This is a genomic window from Streptomyces sp. NPDC059456 (assembly GCF_042750055.1).
Lineage (GTDB): Bacteria > Actinomycetota > Actinomycetes > Streptomycetales > Streptomycetaceae > Streptomyces.
Genome location: NZ_JBHYVA010000516.1, coordinates 1 through 6,213 on the forward strand (window position 1 = coordinate 1; position 6,213 = coordinate 6,213).

Here is a 6,213-nt window from a genome sequence, read left to right on the forward strand (position 1 = left end):
AAAACCACAACTCTGGGCGGGCCGCTACAGTGGTTTAAACCACCCCGGCCCGCCCCCCCGGGGGGGGGCCGCGCCCGGGGCCGCGTGGCGGGCCGGGCCTCGTCGGCGCGGGCGGCGGCGAGTGCCGTGGCGGGGGCGGCCGAAGACCCGGGCGTGCGCGCGCCGGACCGCGTCCGGCCGGCTCGGCGCGTCGATCAGGTGGCGGTGGTCGCGCCGGTCCGCAGGCACCCGCCGCTCCGCCCCCTCACGGTCGGACGGCACCGGCGGACCTCCCCCGGCGCGACCACCACGGTGTGGGCGCCGGCCCGTCGGGCGGCGGCCACCATGGCGGGGCGCGGGCTCGGCAGGACCGCCGTGGGCCCCCGCCCGGTCCCGCTCGCCCGCTCCCGTTCCCCCGTCACCGCGTTTCCCCCTTCACCCGGTGTGACCACTGTGCCGGTTCGGCATATGCCTGAGGGGCCCGTTCGGGCGTCGTCTTGCCGCCTTGCAGGAACACGAGGGGTTTACAAACATCATCAATCCGGGACGAATACACACATGCCAGCCGACGAAGCCGCACCGCCGTCCGGGGGCGACCTGAGCCGCGCCGCCCGGCGGCTGTACGCGTACGCCGTGGAGCGGCACTCGTTCGCCGAGGCCGAGGCCACCGGGGCCCTCGGGGCGCGGGCGGCCGCGGCGATCACCGAGCTGGCCGCCGCGCACCTGCTCCAGCGGGCCCCGGGCGGCGGCCCGGACCGGTGGAGCGCCGTCGCGCCCCGGGCGGCGGCGGCCCGGGCGCTGGCCCCGCTGGCGCTGCTCGTACGGGAGACGCACGACGAGATGGACCGGCTGCGGGGGCGGCTGGAGACGCTGGTGCCGGCGTACGAGGCGGGTGCGGCGCACCTGGAGCGCAACGGTTCGGGGCGGGCGGAGCTGGAGCTGGTCACCGACCTGGGGGCGGTGCGCGCGCTGATCGCGGAGCTCGTCGCGGCGTGCGGGAAGGAGCTGCTGACCTCGCAGCCGGGCGGCGGACGGCCGCTGGAGTCGCTGGAGGAGGCGATCGGGCGGGACGAGTCGCTGCTGGCGCGCGGGGTGCGGATGCGCACGATCTACCAGCACACGGCGCGCTACTCGCGGCCGACCGCGGCGTACGTGGAGCGGGTGACGGCGCTGGGCGCCCAGGTGCGGACGCTGGGCGACGGGCTGATGCGGATGCTGGTCTTCGACGCGCACACGGGGCTGATGTCGGTGCCGGACCGCAGCGGTGCGGCGCTCGTGGTGCGGGAGCCGGCGGTCGTGCACTTCATGACGTCGGCGTTCGAACGGTCGTGGGTGGAGGCCGAGCCGTTCCCGACGACGGTGGGCCCGGACGCGGCGCGCTCGCTCTCGGACGAGCTGCGGCAGACGATCGTGCGGCTGCTGTCGGAGGGGCTGGAGGACAAGGTGATCGCGCGCCGGCTGGGCATGTCGGAGCGGACCTGCCAGCGTCACATCGCGGAGATCATGCGGGCGGCGGGCGCCAAGTCCCGTTTCCAGGCCGGCTACTTGCTCTCCCCCGCGGCTCCTCCCCGCGCCTCGGCCGTGCCCCGCGACGCCGCCGGGGCGGGCGGCGGCGCGTCCTGAGCCGGCTGCACCGGGCCGCCGTGCAGCTCCGGGATCAGCCGGCCGCGCCGGGACAGCAGGAACCGCTTGAACTCGGCGACCGGCGGGGTGTCGGGGTGGCCGTCGAGCCAGGCGACGCCGATCTCGCGGACCGCGCGCGGGGCCGTCACCGTCAGCTCGACCACGCCGGGGCGGGCCACCGCCGGCGGCGGCAGCAGGGCCACGCCGAGGCCCGCCGCGACCAGGCCGCGCAGGGTCTCGGCCTCCTCGCCCTCGAAGGCCACCCGGGGGGTGAACCCGGCCTCGGCGCACAGGTCGTCGGTGATGCGGCGCAGCCCGTAGCCGGCCTCCAGGGTCACGAAGGTCTCCTCGGCGGCTTCGGCGAGGCGGATGCGCTTGCGGCCGGCCAGCCGGTGGTCGTCGGGGACGACGAGCCGCAGCCGCTGCTCGTCGAGGCGGCGGGCGACCAGGTCGGGGGCGTCGGGGAGCGGTGAGGTCAGGCAGAGGTCGAGCTCGCCGGCCCGCAGCTTCTCCAGCATGGCCTCGCCGTAGTTCTGCACGAGGGAGAAACGCACGCGGGGGTGGTCGGCGCGGAAGGCGCGGATCAGGCCGGGCACGGTCTCGGGGCCGAGGGTGTGCAGGAAGCCGAACGCGACCTTCCCGAAGGCCGGGTCGGCGTCCTGCTGCACCGATTCGGCGGCGCGGGCGATTTCGGCGAGGGCCCGCTCGGCCGAGGCGAGGAAGGTCCGTCCGGCCGTGGTGAGGGCGACGGTGCGGCCCTTGCGGGCGAACAGCGTGACGCCGAGGTCCTGTTCGAGACGGACCATGGCCCGGGACAGGGTGGACTGCGGGACGCCCAGCTCGTGCGCGGCGCGGGTGACGTGCTCGTGCCGGGCGACGGCGGCGAAGTACGCCAGCCTCGGGGCGAGCAACCCTGTCACTTCCATGTCTTCTACGTAACGGTTCATCGACAGGCACCCTTCTGAGCTGCACTGATGCGTCAGTGGATCGATTATCGCGATTCTGTGCATTGGACGCATGAAACAGGGCGGGTCTACGGTCGTTGCATGCCTCCCGTTCATACCGGGGCGCCCGTCATCCCGGGTGCCTCCACCCCGTCGTCCCCTGCCGCACCGGAACCGCACTCCCCCGGCCGCCCCGGCTACCGCCGGATGAGCCTCGCGCTCTTCGCCGCCGGACTCGCGACGTTCGCCCTCCTCTACTCCACCCAGGCGCTGCTGCCCGCGATCTCCGACGGCTTCGGGGTGACGGCGGGTCAGGCCAGCTGGACGGTGTCCGCGGCCACCGGCGCCCTCGCCCTGTTCGTCCTGCCGCTCAGCGCGCTCTCCGAGCGCTTCGGGCGGACCAGGATGATGACGGTCTCCATGCTGGTCGCCGTCGGCGTCGGGCTGCTCGTGCCGTTCGCGCCGAACCTGGAGTGGCTGGTGGCGCTGCGCGCCGTGCAGGGTGCGGCGATCGCCGGCATCCCGGCCTCCGCGATGGCGTACCTCGCGGAGGAGGTCAAGCCGAAGGCGCTGGTGGGTGCGATCGGCCTGTTCGTGGCGGGCAATTCCATCGGCGGCATGAGCGGCCGCCTCGTCACCGGCTGGGCGGCGCAGGCGTGGGGCTGGCGCGGCGGACTGCTGGCGGTCGGCGTCATGGCGCTGGCCTGCGCGGGCGCCTTCCTGGTGATGCTCCCCCGGGCCCGGTTCTTCCGGCCGGCCTCGCTGAACCCGCGCGCGGTCGGCCGTACCGTCGCCGGCCACCTGCGCGATCCGCTGCTGCTGCGGCTGTACGGGATCGGCGCGCTGTTCATGACCGTGTTCGGCGCCGTGTACACCGTCATCGGCTACCGGCTCGTCGAGAAGCCGTTCTCCCTCGGCCAGGGCGTGATCGGGTCGATCTTCCTGGTCTACCTGGTCGGTACGGTCTCCTCGGCCGCCGCCGGGCAACTGGTGGCCCGCACGGGGCGGCGCGGTGCGCTGTACCTGGCCGTGACCACGACCGCGCTGGGGCTGCTGCTGTCGCTGTCGGACTCGCTCGCCGCGATCCTGGCCGGACTGGTCCTGATCACCGCCGGCTTCTTCGCGGGCCACGCGGTGGCGTCCGCCGCGGTGAGCCGGACCGCGACGTCGGGCCGCGCGCAGGCCTCGGCGCTGTACCAGTCGGCGTACTACCTGGGGTCCAGCGCGGGCGGCACGCTCGGTGCGCTCGCCTACCACTCGGCGGGCTGGGCGGCCACGGTGGGCATCGCGCTGCTGGCGGTGCTCGGCGTCGTGTCGATCACCCTGTACGGCTCGCACGCGGCGCGGGTGCAGCGCCGCCCGGGCGCGCTGGCCGCCGCCCGCTGAAGCGGTCCGGTACGCCGCGCGCGGATGCGTCCGTACGGCATCGGTACGAGGTGATTTACGGAGCCCGGAGGCGCAAGCCGCCCCGGGCTCCGGCGCGTTGCCCCTCCGCGCCGGGCAGGAATGGCGGGAGTGGGAGGGAATGCGACATGCGGATGCGTACGAGGCGACGTGCGGCGGCGGCCTGCGGGGCGGTGGCCCTCGCGGCTTCACTGGTGGTCGGCGGCGGTGGGTCGGCGCAGGCCGCCGGCGGGTGCAACATGACCACGGGGCCGTACCAGCGGCAGGTCGAACAGTTCCTGGGGCGGCCGGTCGACGGGGCCCAGTCCGCGGCCGACTGCCAGGCGATCAGGGCGTTCCAGGCCCAGCACGGCATCACCCCGACCGCGGGGTACGCCGGGCCGCTGACCTGGCAGACGATGAGCGTCATGCTGGCGCAGCGGGCGGCGGGCAGCACGCCGAACCGGGACGGCGCGTGCCCCGTGAACCTGGGCCGGATCGCGTGCGTGGACCTGACGCGCCAGCTCAGCTGGGTCCAGGACGGCGCCGTGCTGAAGTACGGGCCGGTCCCGGTCCGCACCGGGAAGGACGGCACCGAGACCCGGACCGGGCTGAAGCGGATCTACTACCGCAGCATCGACCACTGGTCGACGATCTACAACGTGTCGATGCCGTACGCGCAGTTCTTCGACGGCGGGATCGCCTTCCACTCCGTGGACAAGAGCATGTGGAACCCGCCCGGGTCGGGGGGCTGCGTGAACATGCGGCTCGCGGACGCGAAGGCGTACTGGAACCTGCTGGCCAAGGGCGAGGACGTGTTCGTCTACGGCCGCAAGCCCGGCACGTAGAACGGTTTCCGGGAACGGCTTCCGGGAACGGCTCCGGCTGCCGTTGTCGGACCCCTCCGGTAGCTTGCGGGGTATCGGATCTACTGGGGGACGACAGCCATGAGTGACCTCGCGACCGGCAGCGCGACCGCCTCGGAGTCCGACCTGGATGCGGCGATGGACCGCTACCGGGTCGAGCTCACCGGCTACTGCTACCGCATGCTCGGCTCCTCCTTCGACGCCGAGGACGCGGTGCAGGACACGTACGTCCGGGCCTGGCGCAGCCGCGCGAAGTTCGAGGGCCGCTCCTCGCTGCGGTCCTGGCTGTACCGGATCGCCACGAACGTCTGCCTGGACCTGCTCAGCGCGGGCAACAAGCGGGCCCGCCCGATGGACCTCGGCGCCCCGCAGCACCAGGCCTCCGCGATCTTGAACGAGCGGCCCGAGGTGACCTGGCTGGAGCCGGTGCCGGACGGGCGGGTGCTGCCGCAGACCGCCGATCCGGCGGAGATGGCGCTGGCGAGGGAATCCGTACGGCTGGCGTTCGTGGCGGCGCTCCAGCACCTGCCGGCCAGACAGCGGGCGGTGCTGATCCTGCGCGAGGTGCTGGCGTGGAAGGCGGACGAGGTCGCGGCGCTGCTGGAGACGTCGGTGGCGTCGGTGAACAGCGCCCTCCAGCGGGCCCGGGCGACGATGTCGTCGACGCGCGTGCGCGAGAGCGATGCGGCGGACCCGCTGGACGCGGAGCAGGTGAAGCTGCTGGAGCAGTACCTGTCCGCCTTCGAGGCGTACGACATCTCCCGGCTGACCACCCTGCTGCACGACGACGCGGTGCTGTCGATGCCGCCGTTCGACCTGTGGCTGCGGGGGCACGAGGACATCGCGGCCTGGCACCTGAACCAGGGCATCGGCTGCAAGGGCTCCCGGCTGGTCCCGACCACGGCCAACGGCCTGCCGGCGTTCGGCCAGTACCGGCCGCGGGAGGACGGGAGACCGGGACACGTGCCGTGGGCGCTCCAGGTCCTGGAGATCTCAGACGGCAAGATCGTCGGGCTCAACGCCTTCCTGGACACCGACCGCTGGTTCCCCCTCTTCGGCCTCCCCGAGGAGCTCGGCGAGTCCGACGAGGCCGAGCAGGGCGCGTAGAGCGGGCGGGGCGCCGTCCACCCGCAGCGGCCGTCCCCGGGCGGTCAGCCGCAGCCGGGCCAGCGCCTCGACGGCGCCCAGGTCCGGCGCGGTGACCGCCGCGGCATCGCACACCACCGCGTGCGCGCCGTCCTCGTACAGCCGGGACAGGCGCGCGCACAGCAGTACGGCGTCGCGTGCGGTCGGGCTGGGACCGGGCAGCACGAGTCGGGTGATCTCCATGAGGGGATGACCGGACCGCCGTGCGGAACTCATCGGTGCCCGCCCGACAACGCGAAATCCCCCCCCCCGCCCCCCGAGCCCTCGGGCGC

Annotated in this window: 5 protein-coding genes and 1 pseudogene; 4 read left to right on the forward strand and 2 right to left on the reverse strand. The window is 74.2% G+C overall.

All coding sequences use genetic code 11. The features are described from left to right. The first annotated feature begins 537 nt into the window (after window positions 1-537). Window positions 538-1,602 (forward strand): LuxR C-terminal-related transcriptional regulator, encoded by a 1,065-nt coding sequence (locus ACFXA3_RS32055; RefSeq protein WP_385192518.1) that lies wholly within the window; start codon window positions 538-540, stop codon window positions 1,600-1,602. Between the two features lie 26 nt (window positions 1,603-1,628). On the opposite strand, the pseudogene ACFXA3_RS32060 reads toward ACFXA3_RS32055, so the two are convergent. After that, window positions 1,629-2,549: pseudogene (locus ACFXA3_RS32060) on the reverse strand (LysR family transcriptional regulator); the annotation flags it as partial. A gap of 99 nt (window positions 2,550-2,648) precedes the next feature. Here ACFXA3_RS32060 and ACFXA3_RS32065 point away from each other — a divergent pair. The 3 genes from ACFXA3_RS32065 to ACFXA3_RS32075 all read left to right on the forward strand — a co-directional run bounded on the left by ACFXA3_RS32065 (window position 2,649) and on the right by ACFXA3_RS32075 (window position 5,902). Further along, window positions 2,649-3,932, forward strand: coding sequence for an MFS transporter (locus ACFXA3_RS32065; RefSeq protein ID WP_385192521.1), 1,284 nt, complete (start codon window positions 2,649-2,651; stop codon window positions 3,930-3,932). Window positions 3,933-4,084: 152 nt separating this feature from the next. Beyond that, entirely contained in the window at window positions 4,085-4,777 is a 693-nt protein-coding gene (locus ACFXA3_RS32070) for a L,D-transpeptidase family protein (RefSeq protein WP_385192528.1), read from the forward strand. 99 nt (window positions 4,778-4,876) lie between these two features. Then, on the forward strand, window positions 4,877-5,902 hold the full coding sequence (locus ACFXA3_RS32075) for a sigma-70 family RNA polymerase sigma factor (protein ID WP_385192523.1): 1,026 nt from the start codon (window positions 4,877-4,879) through the stop codon (window positions 5,900-5,902). Here ACFXA3_RS32075 and ACFXA3_RS32080 read toward each other — a convergent pair. Further along, window positions 5,789-6,124, reverse strand: coding sequence for an STAS domain-containing protein (locus ACFXA3_RS32080; protein ID WP_385192526.1), 336 nt, complete (start codon window positions 6,122-6,124; stop codon window positions 5,789-5,791). The genes ACFXA3_RS32075 and ACFXA3_RS32080 overlap by 114 nt on opposite strands. Between the last annotated feature and the right edge of the window lie 89 nt (window positions 6,125-6,213).

What these genes read in the sequence shown, in the direction of transcription:
- ACFXA3_RS32055 (WP_385192518.1), top strand. Translation starts at nt 538, where the DNA reads ATGCCAGCCGACGAAGCCGCACCGCCGTCCGGGGGCGACCTGAGCCGC.
- ACFXA3_RS32080 (WP_385192526.1), bottom strand. Translation starts at nt 6,124, where the DNA reads ATGGAGATCACCCGACTCGTGCTGCCCGGTCCCAGCCCGACCGCACGC.
- ACFXA3_RS32070 (WP_385192528.1), top strand. Translation starts at nt 4,085, where the DNA reads ATGCGTACGAGGCGACGTGCGGCGGCGGCCTGCGGGGCGGTGGCCCTC.
- ACFXA3_RS32065 (WP_385192521.1), top strand. Translation starts at nt 2,649, where the DNA reads ATGCCTCCCGTTCATACCGGGGCGCCCGTCATCCCGGGTGCCTCCACC.
- ACFXA3_RS32075 (WP_385192523.1), top strand. Translation starts at nt 4,877, where the DNA reads ATGAGTGACCTCGCGACCGGCAGCGCGACCGCCTCGGAGTCCGACCTG.